The sequence below is a fragment of the Exiguobacterium algae genome (assembly GCF_018617875.1).
Taxonomy (GTDB): Bacteria; Bacillota; Bacilli; order Exiguobacteriales; family Exiguobacteriaceae; genus Exiguobacterium; species Exiguobacterium algae.
Genome location: NZ_JACSKZ010000002.1, coordinates 427,947 through 442,100 on the forward strand (window position 1 = coordinate 427,947; position 14,154 = coordinate 442,100).

General features: G+C 51.8%; 15 protein-coding genes. 4 read left to right on the plus strand and 11 right to left on the minus strand.

Annotated features, from left to right (window positions below; all coding sequences use genetic code 11):
- Window positions 1-153: 153 nt before the first annotated feature.
- The 8 genes from yajC to KNP03_RS07420 form a co-directional block, all read right to left on the minus strand.
- Window positions 154-432: a preprotein translocase subunit YajC gene (gene yajC, locus KNP03_RS07385; RefSeq protein ID WP_214827566.1), complete on the minus strand. Its 279-nt coding sequence runs from the start codon at window positions 430-432 to the stop codon at window positions 154-156.
- Between the two features lie 84 nt (window positions 433-516).
- Window positions 517-1,662, minus strand: coding sequence for a tRNA guanosine(34) transglycosylase Tgt (gene tgt / locus KNP03_RS07390; RefSeq protein WP_214827576.1), 1,146 nt, complete (start codon window positions 1,660-1,662; stop codon window positions 517-519).
- A complete protein-coding gene (gene queA / locus KNP03_RS07395) occupies window positions 1,659-2,702 on the minus strand; it encodes a tRNA preQ1(34) S-adenosylmethionine ribosyltransferase-isomerase QueA (protein ID WP_214828301.1) in 1,044 nt (347 codons plus the stop codon). Before queA ends, tgt begins: the two co-directional genes overlap by 4 nt.
- An 18-nt stretch (window positions 2,703-2,720) precedes the next feature.
- Complete coding sequence (gene ruvB, locus KNP03_RS07400) at window positions 2,721-3,722, minus strand: Holliday junction branch migration DNA helicase RuvB (RefSeq protein ID WP_214827579.1); 1,002 nt, start codon at window positions 3,720-3,722, stop codon at window positions 2,721-2,723.
- 10 nt (window positions 3,723-3,732) lie between these two features.
- A complete protein-coding gene (gene ruvA, locus KNP03_RS07405) occupies window positions 3,733-4,320 on the minus strand; it encodes a Holliday junction branch migration protein RuvA (protein WP_214827582.1) in 588 nt (195 codons plus the stop codon).
- Window positions 4,321-4,414: 94 nt separating this feature from the next.
- Window positions 4,415-5,494, minus strand: a complete 1,080-nt coding sequence (gene nadA / locus KNP03_RS07410) for a quinolinate synthase NadA (RefSeq protein ID WP_214827586.1) — start codon at window positions 5,492-5,494, stop codon at window positions 4,415-4,417.
- Window positions 5,457-6,326, minus strand: a complete 870-nt coding sequence (gene nadC / locus KNP03_RS07415; RefSeq protein ID WP_214827601.1) for a carboxylating nicotinate-nucleotide diphosphorylase — start codon at window positions 6,324-6,326, stop codon at window positions 5,457-5,459. The genes nadA and nadC overlap by 38 nt, the downstream gene beginning before the upstream one ends.
- On the minus strand, window positions 6,280-7,713 hold the full coding sequence (locus KNP03_RS07420) for an L-aspartate oxidase (protein WP_214827604.1): 1,434 nt from the start codon (window positions 7,711-7,713) through the stop codon (window positions 6,280-6,282). Before KNP03_RS07420 ends, nadC begins: the two co-directional genes overlap by 47 nt.
- A gap of 95 nt (window positions 7,714-7,808) precedes the next feature.
- Here KNP03_RS07420 and KNP03_RS07425 point away from each other — a divergent pair, with 95 nt between their 5' ends.
- The 4 genes from KNP03_RS07425 (at window position 7,809) to KNP03_RS07440 (ending at window position 11,024) form a co-directional block, all read left to right on the plus strand.
- Entirely contained in the window at window positions 7,809-8,939 is a 1,131-nt protein-coding gene (locus KNP03_RS07425) for a cysteine desulfurase family protein (RefSeq protein ID WP_214827607.1), read from the plus strand.
- A complete protein-coding gene (locus tag KNP03_RS07430; protein ID WP_214827610.1) occupies window positions 8,917-9,456 on the plus strand; it encodes a transcription repressor NadR in 540 nt (179 codons plus the stop codon). The genes KNP03_RS07425 and KNP03_RS07430 overlap by 23 nt, the downstream gene beginning before the upstream one ends.
- Before the next feature lie 99 nt (window positions 9,457-9,555).
- Window positions 9,556-10,134: a DedA family protein gene (locus KNP03_RS07435; RefSeq protein ID WP_214827612.1), complete on the plus strand. Its 579-nt coding sequence runs from the start codon at window positions 9,556-9,558 to the stop codon at window positions 10,132-10,134.
- A 113-nt stretch (window positions 10,135-10,247) separates the two neighbouring features.
- The gene (locus KNP03_RS07440) at window positions 10,248-11,024 is read left to right on the plus strand and encodes an NUDIX domain-containing protein (RefSeq protein ID WP_214827614.1); all 777 of its coding nucleotides are present in this window, start codon (window positions 10,248-10,250) and stop codon (window positions 11,022-11,024) included.
- Window positions 11,025-11,065: 41 nt separating this feature from the next.
- Here KNP03_RS07440 and KNP03_RS13605 read toward each other — a convergent pair whose 3' ends face one another.
- Genes KNP03_RS13605 through KNP03_RS07455 form a run of 3 tightly spaced genes read right to left on the minus strand, consistent with a single transcriptional unit; the run spans window position 11,066 to window position 14,116 of the window.
- Entirely contained in the window at window positions 11,066-12,340 is a 1,275-nt protein-coding gene (locus KNP03_RS13605; protein ID WP_214827616.1) for a hemolysin family protein, read from the minus strand.
- Between the two features lie 45 nt (window positions 12,341-12,385).
- Window positions 12,386-13,675 (minus strand): GTPase ObgE, encoded by a 1,290-nt coding sequence (obgE, locus tag KNP03_RS07450; RefSeq protein ID WP_214827618.1) that lies wholly within the window; start codon window positions 13,673-13,675, stop codon window positions 12,386-12,388.
- Window positions 13,676-14,116: a Spo0B domain-containing protein gene (locus KNP03_RS07455; protein ID WP_214827620.1), complete on the minus strand. Its 441-nt coding sequence runs from the start codon at window positions 14,114-14,116 to the stop codon at window positions 13,676-13,678.
- Window positions 14,117-14,154 lie beyond the last annotated feature (38 nt).

A 14,154-nucleotide genomic window follows, 5' to 3' on the forward strand; every position in this document is an offset into this window, starting at 1 on the left:
TTCATCTCGATTTCATCTCATTTTGACATTAATGCAAACGTTTTCACTATTCAATTTGATTTTTCGAAATGAGGTCGATGATTCATCGGATTGATGAAATTTGTAAAAAAACAGACAAAAAAACGCCTGACCCGTTGGTCAGACGTTCACGACTTATTCCTCGAACGATGCGTTCGCTTTCTTCACGACTTCAGCAACCGCACTGCGGTTGAAACGGAGAAGCGACTGATCGCATTTCAATACGACAAATGTGTCTTCAATTTGATGCACGACGCCATGAAGGCCACCGATCGTCACGACGCTGTCGCCACGCTCGAGTGCATTTTGCATCGACTGTACTTCTTTTTGACGTTTCGTCTGTGGACGAATCAACAAGAAGTAGAACACGACGAAAATAAGAATCATTGGTAATAATGCAACGATTGTTTCCATGTGTAACATTCACCCTTTCCTTCAATATCAGGTTCATTATACCGTGAAACTGAAACATTGTCACACAATGTCCGACACGTTGTGTTAGAAATTCTTCGCGTTCGGTTTATTGTATCCATATTCCTCGAAGAACTCTTCTTTGAAATCGAGGAGACGGTCTTCACGAATCGCTTGGCGAACCTGTTCCATCAACTTCACGAGGAAATGGAGGTTATGCGTCGTGCATAAGTGGAGACCGAATGTTTCATCCGCACGAATCAAGTGATGTACGTACGCACGGGAATAGTTTTTACACGTGTAGCAATCACATTTCTCATCGATTGGTCCAAAGTCCGTCTTATGCTTCGCATGCTTGATGACGAGACGACCTTTCGATGTCATGAGTGTTCCGTTTCGGGCAATTCGAGTCGGGAGGACGCAGTCGAACATATCGATTCCGCGAATCGACCCTTCGATCAACGCATCCGGTGAGCCGACACCCATCAAATAACGCGGCTTGTTCTCCGGCATGAGTGGTGTCGTGAACTCGAGTGCACGATACATGACATCCTTCGGTTCACCGACCGAAAGACCACCGACCGCATATCCCGGGAAGTCGAGTGAGACGAGGTCAGCGGCACTTTGACGACGGAGATCTTCATATTCGCCACCTTGGATGATTCCGAAGAGTGCCTGATCATGCGGGCGCTCATGGGCCTCGAGACAACGCTCCGCCCAGCGGCTCGTCCGTTCAACCGATTTCTTCATGTATTCATGCGTCGCCGGATATGGCGGACACTCGTCAAACGCCATCATGATGTCCGAACCGAGCGCGTTCTGGATTTCCATCGCCTTCTCAGGTGACAAGAACAACTTGTCCCCGTTCAAGTGGTTACGGAAATGAACTCCTTCTTCTTGAATGTTCCGGAGGTCAGCGAGTGAGAACACCTGGAACCCACCAGAGTCCGTGAGGATGGCCCCATCCCAGTTCATAAACTTGTGAAGTCCGCCGGCTTGCTTGATGACTTCATGACCTGGACGGATCCATAGGTGATACGTGTTCGACAAGATGATGTTCGCACCCATGTCTTTGATTTGTTCCGGAGCCATCGTCTTGACGCTCGCTTGCGTCCCGACCGGCATGAAGACAGGCGTCTCGAACGACCCGTGCGGCGTATGGACGATTCCGTGCCGCGCTCCCGTCTGCTTACAAGTGTGAATATGTTCATATGTGACTGCGTGTTTTGTCATTTTGTTTCTTCCTTCCTCGTGATGAGCATCGCGTCTCCAAAGCTGAAGAAGCGGTAACGTTCCGCGACCGCGGTCCGGTATGCGTTTAAGATGATGTCGCGCGTAGCAAATGCCGAGACGAGCATGACGAGCGTCGATTTCGGCAGATGGAAGTTCGTGATGAGCCCATCAATCGCCTTCAGCTCGACACCCGGGTAAATGAAAATGTCCGTCCAGCCCAATGACTCGACGAAATCCCCGTGGTCGCGCATGATGGTCTCCAGTGTACGCGTCGATGTCGTACCGACGGCAAAAATGCGACCGCCTTGTGCCCGAACTTCACGTAATGCGGCTGCTGATTCCGCTGATAACTCGAAATATTCGCTATGCATCGTATGTTCTTCGATCGATTCAGCCGTCACCGGACGGAACGTTCCGAGTCCGACGTGGAGCGTAAGGGGAACCAACCGGACGCCTTTTGCTTTCGCCGCCTCGAGCAGTTCTTCCGTGAAGTGAAGTCCAGCTGTCGGTGCTGCCGCACTTCCCCGTTCACGCGCATAGACCGTTTGATAGCGGTCCTGGTCATCAAGCTGTTCGCGGATATAAGGCGGGAGCGGCATCGTGCCGAGCTCGTCTAAAATCTCATAGAAAATGCCGTCGTAATCAAATTTGAAACGGCGACCGCCTTCCGGCAATTCCTCGACACATTCCGCACGCAACAGTCCATCGCCGAACTCGACGATGGCCCCGACGCGGACTTTTTTCGCCGGTTTGACGAGCGCTTCCCACACATCGTCCTCGGTCTGCTTCAATAAGAGCAATTCCACTTTGCCACCCGTCTCCTTTTTCGCCCCGAACAGGCGGGCCGGTAAGACGCGTGAATCGTTGACGACGAGTGCATCACCTTCGTTCAAATAGTCGAGCACGTCACGGAAATGACGGTGTTCGATGTCCCCTGTCTCACGGTCTAACACGAGAAGGCGTGAGCTCGTGCGATCGAGCAACGGGACTTGGGCAATCAGTTCTTCTGGTAATTCAAAATCATAATCGTTCACGTTCAATTGAATGTCTTGCATACCTTACTCCTCTTCCTCTTCATATCCAAAATGCGACTTGGCATACTGTGTGATCATACGTCCTCGCGGTGTACGCTGTAAGAACCCTTGTTGTAACAAATAAGGTTCATAGACGTCTTCGATTGTCTGTGCGTCCTCACCGATGGTAGCGGCGAGTGTCTCGAGCCCGACCGGTCCACCCCCGAAGCGTTCGACCATTGCCCGTAGCAAGCGGTGATCGACTTCGTCAAGACCGAGCGCGTCAACATGCAGCCGGTCGAGTGCGTCCGAAGCTAACATCGGGTCGATTTCCTTTGTTCCCGCGACTTGTGCAAAATCACGGACGCGGCGCAACAGACGATTGGCAATCCGCGGAGTCCCTCGTGAACGTTTCGCAATGGCACCGCTCGCTTCCGGCGAAATCGAGAGACGGAACAATTGGGCTGTGCGGCTGACGATTGCCGCCAATTCGTGCGGTTCGTAATATTCGAGCTTGAGCGTGACACCGAATCGGTCCCGCAGTGGCGCGGACAGCATACCGGCCCGGGTCGTTGCACCGACGAGGGTGAACGGTGGTAAATCGATCCGGACACTTCGCGCCATCTCGCCTTGACCATAGACGATATCGAGACAGTAATCTTCCATTGCCGGATATAAAATTTCTTCGATTGTCCGGCTCAGACGGTGAATCTCATCAATGAATAACACGTCTCCCGGCTCTAACGTCGACAAAATCGCAGCTAAATCCCCCGGACGTTCAATGGCAGGGCCTGCGGTCGTCTTGATCCCGACCCCCATCTCGTTCGCGATGATTTGAGCAAGCGTCGTCTTCCCGAGTCCAGGCTGACCGTATAATAGAACGTGGTCGAGCGTCTCACTCCGCAGTTTTGCCGCTTGGATGAAGACAGACAAGTTCCCTTTCGCCTTCTCCTGTCCGATATATTGCTCGAAGCGTTGCGGACGTAGGCTCCACTCTTCTGAGTCTTCATATTGTTGGTGGGATTGTGACAACAATCGTTCGTCCATAGCTTCCTCCTTATTTCAATAACAGCTGTAGCGCGCGCTTTATGTACGCGTCCGTCGTCAAAATCTCTGAGCTGAGTGCTTTTCGTACTTTCGTAATCTCACGTTCCGAGTAACCGAGCGCGACGAGTGCTTCACACGCCTCATCGAGTTCTGATGCTCCTTGCGCGAACAAGCCCTCATTTGGTACATAGTCCGGTGCGAGCTCAGACAACTTCCCTTTCAAATCGAGCGCCATTTGCTTGGCCGTCTTCTTCCCGACTCCCGGGAATTTCGTCAAATACTTCTCGTTCTCCGTTTCAATCGCGTCGATCAACGCATCGATGTCGCCAGACGCCACAATCGCAAGCGCGCCTTTCGGTCCGATTCCGCTCACACTGAGCAGCTTGTTGAACAGTTCGCGTTCACGACGGGAACGGAACCCGTATAAGGTTTGTTGGTCTTCACGCACATAATGATGCGTAAACACGATTACATGTTCGTCTTGTTCACGATAAAAAAACGGGTTAGGCACATGTACTTTGTAGCCGACGCCCGAGACATCTAACGTTATATATTCCGCGCACACATAGGCGACGGGTCCTTTTACGAATTCAATCACGTTGTAATCTCCTTTTCAGTCGGAAAAACTGCATTCATTGTACCATAACGACCGGTCTGAAAAAAGGACAGGCATTTAGCCCGTCCTCTTCCTTTTATCGACCTAACATTCGTTCAAGTGCTTGTTTTGACCATTTCGTCGTCTCCGCGTCCACTTTGATCACATTCACCGGTTCCGTCTCGAGTGATTCAAGTGCCCACAATAAATGGGGTAAGTCGATCCGGTTCATCGTAAGACAGGGACACATATACGGGTTGAGTGAAACGATATCGAGTTCCGGGTGTGTCGCGGCCAAACGATTGACCAGATTCATCTCCGTGCCAATCGCCCACTTCGTACCCGGTGCGCTTGCTTCGATTTGTTGGATAATGTATGAGGTCGACCCCGCCTCGTCCGCCTCCTGTACGACGTCAAACGCACATTCCGGGTGGACAATGATGCGCCGCTCCGGCTCCCGTTCACGGAACGTCTTAATTTGGTTCACATTGAACTTCTCATGTACGGAACAATGCCCTTTCCATAAAATGACCTGCACATCCTCGATCGCCCCATCGATATTCAATTGCTCCCGCAACGGGTCCCAAACTGCCATCGCCTCGAGCGGAATTCCGAGGTCAAACGCCGTATTCCTTCCCAGATGTTGATCGGGTAAGAACAGGATGCGCTTTCCAGAATCAAGCGCCCATTGAACGATGTCGTGGGCATTGGAGGAAGTCACTGTCGCACCGCCATGTCTTCCGACAAACGCTTTGATAGCCGCTGTCGAGTTGACGTATGTAATCGGGATGATGTCTTCCCCGAACTGATCGGTCAGCTCCTCCCACGCAATCTCCGTCTGATCGATATCGGCCATATCTGCCATCGAGCAACCGGCCCGCAGATCGGGCAAGACGACGAGTTGATCGTCTCGCGTCAGCATGTCTGCTGTCTCGGCCATAAAATGGACGCCACAGAACACGATGTATTCTGCCTCGCTCATTTGTTCTGCCAGACGCGCCAGTTGCAGGGAGTCCCCCGTCGCGTCAGCAAACTGAACGACCTCGTCTTTTTGATAATGGTGGGCCGGTAAAAAGAGACGGTTACCCAATCGAGATTTGATCGTACGAATACGCGCTTCCATCTCTTCAGTCGATAATTCAGCGTACGTTGGGGGTAGTGTGCCGAGCAATTGCATCTTTCATTCCTCCTTGTAAGTTCAAACTGCAGTCGAGTGCTTTCACAGAATGGGTCAACTCTCCGAGAGAAATCACATCGACACCGGTTCCACGATAAGTAGCGATCGTCTCGAGCGTGATGCCTCCGGACGCCTCGGTCCGGATATGGGACGGCACATGTTGAATCCATTTCTTCAAATCTTCCGGTGTCCGATTATCGAGCATCAAAATATCCGGTTCTGCTTCGATTGCTTCTAACAACTGTTCAAATGTCTCGACCTCTACTTCAATCGGCGTCGTGTGACCGACCTGTTTCCGCGCCGCTTCGACAGCCGCCCGGATACTGCCGAGTGCGACGATATGGTTATCCTTGAGCATGACTGCATCATCGAGACGTTGCCGATGGTTCTGTCCTCCGCCGACACGTACAGCATATTTCTCGATCATCCGGAGACCCGGGGTCGTCTTCCTCGTGTCCACGACTTGAATCGTCGGATCCGCCAACGCCTCGACGCATCGTCGGGTTTTCGTCGCGATCCCGCAGACGTGTTGAATCAAATTGAGTAAGACACGCTCCGTCTCAAGAATGGTCCGGGTATCTCCCTTCAATACGACTAACGGTTCACCTGGTGCGACGGTCGTCCCGTCTGCCGTGCACCACTCGACTGTCAATTGTTGTAGCGAAGCCAGGGCGGCTACAATCGCTTGTCCGGCAAATACCCCGTTTTCCTTCGCTACAACCGTTGCCACTGCTTGATCGTTTGGATCGATCAGGGAGCTGGACATATCTCCATAGCCGATATCCTCAATTAGGAATTGCGTGAGTTGTTCGCGCAGTAATATCGTGTTCATCATCGTTCTCCATTTCCAAGAGGGCACGTGCGAGAAGACGTGCCGCATCCAGTTGTAAAGTTTGTTCGCATAATTGTCTTGTCACGTGTTTCGTGAGTGGCAAGGATTGGGTATTTTTTAAGAAAAGTTTCAATTCATCTTTGTCAGGCGAAATCGTTAACCATTTTCCGATCTGCTTCCGGAGAGTCTGGAAACCCAACCGGTCCAGGTCATACGCAACAGATTCGAATGCGTGAGCATCGGTTTGCTGCACTTGCATCGATTCAGCCACACGTTTTCCGAACACCCAGCACTCGAGGAGTGAATTCGAAGCGAGACGGTTCGCACCGTGGACTCCTGTATCCGCCACTTCTCCGACGGCATACAGTCCGTCGACAGCCGTACGTCCGAACTCATCTACTTCCACACCACCCATGTGAAAATGAAGGCCGGGTCGAACCGGGATACGAGCAACATCAATCCCGCAACGATCACACGTCTTCGCCAGTCTCGGGAACCGTTCAGTCAATCGTTCGACGTGACGGGTATCGAGATAGACCGGTCCACCATGATTCGTCAAGGTGTGAGAGACGTCATCACGCGGTGCCAGGCTTCCGAGCGGATGGTGCCGCATGACATGTTGTCCATACCGGTCGACAAGCAACGCTCCCGCTCCCCGTAATGCCTCAGTCACAAGCTGCGGTTCTTCTACCGCCAGGAGCGTCGGGTGAAATTGGATTCGCTGCAAATGTGTCAGCCTTGCCCCTACCCGGTGGGCAAGGATCAATCCGTCACCGGTCACCGCCGGACAATTCGAAGTCCAGTCGACGAGGGCGCCAATTCCGCCCGTTGCCAGGACGACGGCACCGGCAAGGATTCGAAATCGTTCCTCGTGCAAAAATGCATTTGCACCGACGACCCGGCCTTGATGAACAATCAGGTCGTCCACCAACACGTGCTCAAGTACCGTGACGTTCCCGGGTAACGCTCGTCTTAGCGCTTGCATCACATATCGTCCCGTCTCGTCACCACCAGCATGATAAATGCGCGGTAGACCATGAGCCCCTTCTTTACCAAGATGGTATGTTTCCTCTTCACGATCGAACTGGACACCGAAACGTTCCATCTCCACGATGGCTCGCCTTCCTTCTTCGACGAGCAAGGAGACACGCTTCTTTTCGGACGTCCCTTTCGAGGCCGCGTAAGTATCTCGACCATGCGCCTCACTCGTCTCTTCCAAATAGGAGCTTGCAATCCCACCTTGCGCCAAATCTGAATTTGTCATATGCACACTTTCTTTCGCAACGAGCAAGACATTCAGTGCTTTTGGAAGATGCAACGCCGTGGTGACGGCGGCAAGTCCGGTTCCGACAATCAACACATCCACTTTCTTTAACTGTAAAGACACCTGTATATCACCTGTATTCCATATGTAAAGTTGACTTGTAAACTAGTTTCGCATAATTTTATTTAGAAGACAACACGAGAAAAGGGGAATCCGCGATGAACCGATACTTCGATTATGCCGCTACCCACCCGATGACAGACTCCGCACTCACCCATTATGTGGCCATGGCCAAAAACGTATATGGCAATCCTTCATCCCTGCACACACAAGGATATATGGCCGAAGATTACTTAACCGAGGCGCGCCGCTTATTAAAACTGGCACTCGGCCTCGACCTCCTTCGCGGAAAAATCATTTTTACTGGGAGTGGGTCGGAAAGTAACTACATCGCTTTGACGAGCTTACGGAAACGGATGAAAGGAAAAGAAGTGATCACCTCCTGGCACGAGCATGACTCGGTGTCGCTCTTGTTGGATGAATGGGAGGCAGAAGGGGTCGTCGTGCATCGATTGAAGCTGAAGAATGGTCGTTTCGACTTTGATACGTTCGTCGAGCTATTAGATCGTGATATCGGGCTCGTCACATTCCAGCACGTCAACTCGGACACAGGATGGGTCTTACCGCTCCACCAAATTCAATGTCTCATCAAATTCAAGAAAATCCTGCTTCATGTGGACGGCGTACAGGCGCTCGGAAAGATCCCGGTATCAGTGAATGGGGTCGATGCTTATTCGTTCAGTGCCCACAAAGTCGGGGGACCAAAAGGAGTGGGTGGTCTTTACATGGAGCGTCTTCTCCCTCCCGCATACTATCCGGGGCACCATCAGTATGGGATACGTCCCGGAACGATCGATGTCCCTGGGATCAGTTCATTCGTTAAAGCATTTACCGAGCGACAGGAACAATTGTCACGTTTCGAAAGAAATTTCATGGCATTTCGTGCTATCTTGAAAGAGAAGACTTCATCATACGTACAATGGCTCGAATTTGACGATCAGAGCCCTGCGATTTTCTCATTCATCTCCCATCAGCGGGATGGTCAATGGTGGATGACCGAGTTAGAAGATCACGGCTTCCAAGTATCTGCCGGATCTGCATGTCGCGCCGGTCAGAACGGACCGAACCGGATGCTCGAATCGCTCGGCTATGAATCGAGTGCCTGCTACGGCCTCGTCCGCATTTCTTTCGGTGAGTTCACTACATTGGAGGCGACCGCCTCTCTCGCCGATGCCATTGTCACTCTAGCAAGGAGAGTCGATCATCATGAACAAACGTATAGCCGGTGAGGAACGCCGGCGCACTTTACTCCAATTAATCGAATCGAGCACAGAACCCATCACAGGGTCCGAACTCGCCCGGCAAGTATCGGTCAGCCGCCAAGTCATCGTCCAGGATTTGTCGCTCTTAAAAGCGAAAGGCCACCAAATCGTCGCAACTGCCCGCGGGTATGTTTATTTACAACACGATGTGAACCCGTCTGTCTTTACAAAAAAAGTCGTTTGCCGCCATACGGCAGACGAGATGGAGACCGAGATGAATGCCATCGTCGATGAAGGCGTCACCCTAAGAGACGTCATCATCGATCACCCCGTCTACGGCTCGCTCACCGGACAGCTCATGGTGAAAAGCCGTCGGGACGTGCGCGCTTTCTTAGAACGTGTCAAAACACATGGTGCCTCTCCGTTGTCTCATTTGACCGGAGGGCTCCACATCCATACGCTTGAAGCGGATCATAAAGAAGCACTGGATGCGGCAATTGAGGAACTGGACCGACTCGGAATTCTCGTATCTGAACTCGATTAAAGAAGAGATGTCACAAATACGTGACATCTCTTCTTTAGGTTTTTGGTCATGTCCGTTATACTGAGGGATGGAACTATGATTAGAAAGGAGGGACCCGTCTTGCATTTCCTCGAGCATCTGCTCCTCGCATGCGGCGTGTTTAGCATTCCCATCGGCATTTTCATTCAATTTATCCCGAACGAACTCGTTCTCGCATACGGTGGCTTTCTCGTTGATTCGCACGACGCGTCTTTTCTCACCATGTTCCTGCTGGCTTGGGGTTCTTTCACATTAAGCCAGATTGGCCTGTATTGGATTGGCCGCTTAGGGGGCAGACCGGTCGCGCTTCGGCTCTACCGCTATTTCCGGATCCGCCAGGAGAAACAACTCCGGGCAGAACGGTGGTTTGAGAAGTATGGGGCCTGGATTGTCTGCCTGAGCCTGCTTTGGCGTCAACTTTTTGCACTTAGTGCCGGCGTCATGCGCCTATCCTTTAAAAAGTTCGTGTCCGTTACGACCATGATTTTCGCCTTTTGGTCCTTCCTCTTCATTCATCTCGGGATGATGCTCGGTAGCAATTGGCGCATGATCGGACATTTCATGGATGACATCGGTCCATATATCGTCGTCGGGATCGGTCTCCTCTTTTTGATCCGTCACGTCCGGACCCAACCAAAACGATTTAACGAGTCAGCCTGAAACCGGGCTGGCTTTTTTGTTTGAAGGGAAATCGATTCGATTTGTCGAAGTAGTGAGGGTAAGAATAGCATGTTAAAGAGAATCTGCTTGCTCACTACAAAGGAGGAATTATCATGTTCCATCGCCGTAAAACGTACACGATCCGCCCAGAACGCCTGCAAGAGTTCACCGACTTCTTCCATACATATATTTATCCGATCCAAGTGTCGCACGGAGCGCGTCTCGTCGGCCGCTGGGTCACTGAAGACCAGTCTGAAGTCATGGCGCTCTGGGAGTATCGTGACCGTGAGCATTACGAACAAGTCGAGCGCGACTACCGCAGCAGCTCGCTCCGGCGTGAAGCGATGAAAAAACGGGCCCGCCTCGGTAAAGAGTTATATATCCGCTCAAGCGAGGAGTTCATGATGCCCACCGGACACTATACACCGCCCCGCACGATCGTCTCGGTGACCGCCTATATCACGAATGAGGACGGGGACGTCCTGCTCGTCAAAAACATGCATCGAAACGACTCGTATGAAATGCCGGGTGGGCAAGTCGAAGAACATGAATCCATCGTCGACGCCATCCATCGCGAGGTCAAGGAAGAGACCGGAATCGAGATCGAGGTCGAGGGGATCACCGGCATTTATCAAAACATCTCGTCTCGCGTCCTTTGCGTCGCATTCCGCGCCAAGTATGTATCCGGTGAACTACGTCCACAAGAAGGTGAGACGCAGGAAGTCGGCTTCTATTCGATTGACGCAAGCAACGTCTCTGACTACATCCGTCGCGAGCATTTCCAAATGCGCTTCCTGGATGCGATTGACCCAACCTTTATGCCACACGCGATTTATAAAGTTCGTCCGTATGAATTGATCGAGCGCGTCGAACGCCATCAATCGGTATAAACGAAAAAGGGATGACCCGCTATGCAGGTCATCCCTTTTGTTTATGCTTGTTCTACCTCTTCTTGTTTCGATTGTCCCGTCTCCACTAACAACTTGCGGACACGGCGCTTTTCGATGTGAAGAACCGTGAACGTCATGTCCTCATACGTGACACGCGCCCCTTTCTCCGGAATGTCGCCGAGCATCTCGACGAACCATCCCCCCATCGTATTCGAATCAATGTCTGGCTCAGCAATCCCCATCTCTTCAGCAAACTCATCCACGTCCATGTCAGCCATACATTCATAGACGCCATCCCGTAAACGACGGAGATAGACGACGGATTCGTCGTGTTCGTCCCAAATGTCGCCGACAAGCTCCTCAAGCATATCTTCGAGGGTGATGAGGCCGGCCGTTCCCCCGAACTCGTCGAGGACGACGGCCATATGAGATTGTTTTTGTTGGAGAATCGGAAGCAGTTCAATCAGTTTTGTCTGCGGTGACACGAATGTGACCGGGCGGATGAGCGAACGGATGTCCGTCACTTCATCCCGCATCATCGAGCGCAAGAAATCCCGTTCCGACAAGACACCGATGACATTATCGATGGAATCTTTGTAGACCGGCAAGCGGGAATGTCCGCCACTGAAAATCGTATCTTTGATCTCATCGAGTGAATCATCGATATCGACGGCCAAAATATCAATCCGCGGCGTCAAGACATCATCGACACTGATATCGTTGAAGGCAAAGGCACTGTGGACGAGTTCGGCCTCGGTCTCACCGAGCACCCCTTCTTCTTCACCCATGTCGACGAGCACTTTCAACTCTTCTTCTGTCACCGAAGGCTCTTTGTCCTTCATGCCGATTACCCGAAGCGTCAAATGTTTCAGACCCGTGAACAGTATCGTCACCGGCTTGAGCACTTTGACGAGAAAGACGAGAATTCCGCTGATTGCGAGCGAATACTTCTCCGCGAACTCTTTTGCGAGTGACTTCGGTAAAATCTCACCGAAGATCAAGATGAGCACCGTCGTCGCGAATGTCGACACGAGAAGCCCCGTCCCACCACTAAAAATCGATGTCGCAATCGCCGTCGACACGGTCGCCGAACCGATGTTGACGATATTGTTCCCGACGAGAATCGTCGAGAGCGTATCGTCAAAGCGGTCGACGAGACTGAGCACGCGTCCGGCGCGCTTGTCCCCGTCTTCGGCCATTCGAATCATCCGCACCCGGTTCACACTGGACAAGGCGGTCTCGGCTGACGAGAAGAACGCTGACAAAAGGATTAGAACTGCATATAGAATTAAACTTGACGAGGGCACAGGGTCCACGTTAGCTTCACACTCCGTTTCTTCTTAACTAAATAGAATTTGTACTTATTCGACAAATTCGAACTCAAAGTCGAGGATGGCCACGACGCTACCGTCTTCGGCACCCATTTTGCGTAGATCCTCGTCGACGCCCATTTGACGCATCTGACGAGCAAAACGCTTAATCGACTCATCGTGATCGAAGTTTGTCATCTTGAAGAGTTTTTCGATACGTGGTCCCGTGATGACGAAACGATCGTATTCGTCGATGTGGATTTGGTATCCTTTCTCTTCTTTCTCATAACGATACACGACACGTGGTGTCGCTGTCTTCTCTTCAAGCTCATCGAGCGGGAACTCCGGTGTCGAATCGACAAGGTTCGCCACTTCGATCAACAAGTTACGAAGGCCGTCTTTCGCAAGAGCCGAAATCGGGAAGACTTTGACGTCCTCTCCCACTTTCTTCTGGAACTCTTCCAAGTTTTCCTGCGCATCCGGCATATCCATCTTGTTGGCAACGACAACTTGTGGACGCTCAAGGAGACGTAAGTTATACGACTCGAGCTCACGGTTGATTGTCGTGTAGTCCTCAAATGGATCGCGCCCTTCCATTCCACTCATATCGATCATGTGGACGATGACTTTCGTCCGTTCGATATGACGAAGGAACTGGTGACCGAGGCCGACACCTTGGCTTGCCCCTTCGATCAGACCTGGAAGGTCGGCCATGACGAAACTACGGTCGTCTGCCGTCTTGACGACACCGAGGTTCGGTGTGATCGTCGTGAAGTGGTACGCCCCGATTTTTGGACGTGCCGAAGAGACGACTGAAAGAAGCGTCGATTTCCCGACAGACGGGAAGCCGACGAGTCCAACGTCAGCGAGCAATTTCAACTCGAGACGCAATTCGCGCTCTTGTCCTGGTTCACCGTTCTCTGCGATCTCTGGTGCCGGGTTGGCTGGTGTTGCGAAACGACAGTTCCCACGGCCGCCACGACCGCCTTTGGCGATCGTCGCTTGTTGTCCATGCTCTGTCAAATCGGCAATGACCGTATCCGTCTCTGCATCGAATACAATGGTACCAGGTGGGACTTTGACGATGAGCGGCTTCGCTTTACGTCCGTGCATCCCTTTTGACATCCCTTTTTCACCGTCATGGGCGATAAACTTCTTCGAATAACGGAAATCAACGAGCGTCCGTAGTCCTTCTTCTACCTCAAAGACAACGTCCCCACCGTGACCACCGTCACCACCTGCAGGTCCACCGTCTGGAACATATTTTTCGCGACGGAAGGCAACCATCCCTTTTCCGCCGTCTCCAGCTTTAACAAAAATATTAACCTGATCGACAAACATTTATTTCCCCTCCTTTAAGCGAAACGTAGTACTTGCTACGTCCTGTTCGTACACGTCCTCTGACGTGAACACGTCTTCCGGTACTTCTCCTGTGACGCGAACCGTCAGTCCGTCCGTGAACGTCACATGAATCGACCCGTCCGTTGCTCCCAATAAACGGGCAAGCTGTTGTGCGACCTCTGCGTCATTGATGGCAAGGTGATCGGTCGAAATCGTATACGTCAATCGACCTTCCCAATTCGCTTGAATGACAACGAGGCTTGTCATAGGCACGTTCAAACGGACGAGTGCACTCTCCTCATCGGCTTGTCGACGATAACGCTCGTACAACTCCTCGAGCTTGGCCGGCTCGAGCGCCGCGTACAGGGAGATCATTTGTAGCCGATTCATCCATTCGTGACGGACAGTCGATAATAACGTGAGTACTTGATCTGAATCCATATGATCCTCTCCTAGAAAAAAAGACTCTAACCAAATAA